Here is a 1,437-nt window from a genome sequence, read left to right on the forward strand (position 1 = left end):
CTGGCAGTACTTTTATAATCATGAACGACCTCATATGTCAGTAAATGGTTGTCCACCTATTTTTAAACAATAACAAGGCTTTAGATTTTCTACCCATTAATTCAATTAAAAATGGGGGTATTACCATTGAAGCGTTAGAGAATTAAAAAAGATCGGGCGTACGATAGCGCATTTTTAAATATTTGATCATAAAAGAAGGTTGTTGTATTTTGTTTCTTAAGGTTGTAAATGGTTGCATGATTGGCTAAAATTTATTCCATAATTAATATGAGGAAAAAGCAATGTCACATGTAGCAGTTAAAATAGACAGCGATATTGTTGAATCAGCAAAGATTTACGGGATGGCTGAAAGTAGAAGTGCAACTAAACAAATTGAGTACTGGGCTAAAATTGGAAAAATCGCACAAGACAATCCCGATTTAACTTTTCAAGATATAGCAGATTTGTTGCTTAGTATGGCGCATGTCAAAGCAGGGAATACAACACCATATAGCTTTGGTTGAGTTCAATGAATATACAACAAACTCCCTTATTTGAACGGACAGTGAAAAAACTAACCAAGCAGCAGAAAAAAGATGTTGATAATGCCGTAATAACCGTTTGGAATAATCCTGATATCGGAGAAGCTAAAGTGGGGGATTTAGCAGGAGTATTTGTTTATAAATTTAAAATGGACAAACAGCTTGTGCTACTGGCTTACTCTGTGAGTGATGACGAAATCATGACACTCTATCTTTTAAAATTGGGCAGTCATGAGAATTTTTATAGAGACTTAAAAAGATAGGTTTACTTCAGGGTGCAGTACAAGTGCTTGTATCTTGCATTAGATCAATCAGGTCTTGAGCGACTAACAGAGTGAGCTGTTCTAGTCGTTGTAATGGATTGCCATCTAAAAAATATTTGTACTGAAAAGTTTGCTGCTGATAATGAATGGCGATAAAAAATGTCCCTACAGGTTTTTCTGGTGTGGCACTGCCGCCTGGTTTCAGTAACCCTGTGCATGCCACAATAAAATCTGCATGTTGAAATAGTTTTTTGCCTTGAACTGCCATGGCTTGTGTGACTTCTGCGGATTCAGCGGTATAGGTGGCAATTAAGTCACTATTCACATGCAAAATCTCACGTTTAATGCTTGGGTCGTAACTGACTAATCCACCAAGTAAAATATTGGCACCGCTATTTTTATAAATAGAAAACTGACTACATAAGTAACCTGAGCTGGCACTTTCAATAAAAGCCACAGTCTGTTGGCGTTGTTCAAGTATGGCACAGCATTGTTTGAGCATGATAAATCTGCAAGTGAATAGAATGGTAATCCTCCCTAAAAATAATTGAGTTTAAAAGTAGAAAATCGAATAACCTTGATTTAAGGAGATTTTCTATGAAAACATCTAAGTATTCAGACAGCTTGATCATGAGTATCTTGAAGCAAGCTGA

3 protein-coding genes are annotated in these 1,437 nt (G+C 36.1%); 2 read left to right on the forward strand and 1 reads right to left on the reverse strand.

The genetic code is table 11. The features are described from left to right. Positions 1 to 281: 281 nt before the first annotated feature. Positions 282 to 503: a hypothetical protein gene (locus FTV52_RS14480; RefSeq protein ID WP_004973462.1), complete on the forward strand. Its 222-nt coding sequence runs from the start codon at positions 282 to 284 to the stop codon at positions 501 to 503. 5 nt (positions 504 to 508) lie between these two features. Next, positions 509 to 784 (forward strand): type II toxin-antitoxin system RelE/ParE family toxin, encoded by a 276-nt coding sequence (locus tag FTV52_RS14485; RefSeq protein ID WP_004973465.1) that lies wholly within the window; start codon positions 509 to 511, stop codon positions 782 to 784. A gap of 7 nt (positions 785 to 791) precedes the next feature. Here FTV52_RS14485 and FTV52_RS14490 read toward each other — a convergent pair whose 3' ends face one another. Next, the gene (locus tag FTV52_RS14490) at positions 792 to 1,286 is read right to left on the reverse strand and encodes a CinA family protein (protein WP_179991042.1); all 495 of its coding nucleotides are present in this window, start codon (positions 1,284 to 1,286) and stop codon (positions 792 to 794) included. Positions 1,287 to 1,437: the final 151 nt, after the last annotated feature.

Origin of the sequence: Acinetobacter sp. YH1901141 (assembly GCF_013416935.1) — a bacterium.
In the GTDB taxonomy this organism is placed as follows: domain Bacteria; phylum Pseudomonadota; class Gammaproteobacteria; order Pseudomonadales; family Moraxellaceae; genus Acinetobacter; species Acinetobacter towneri.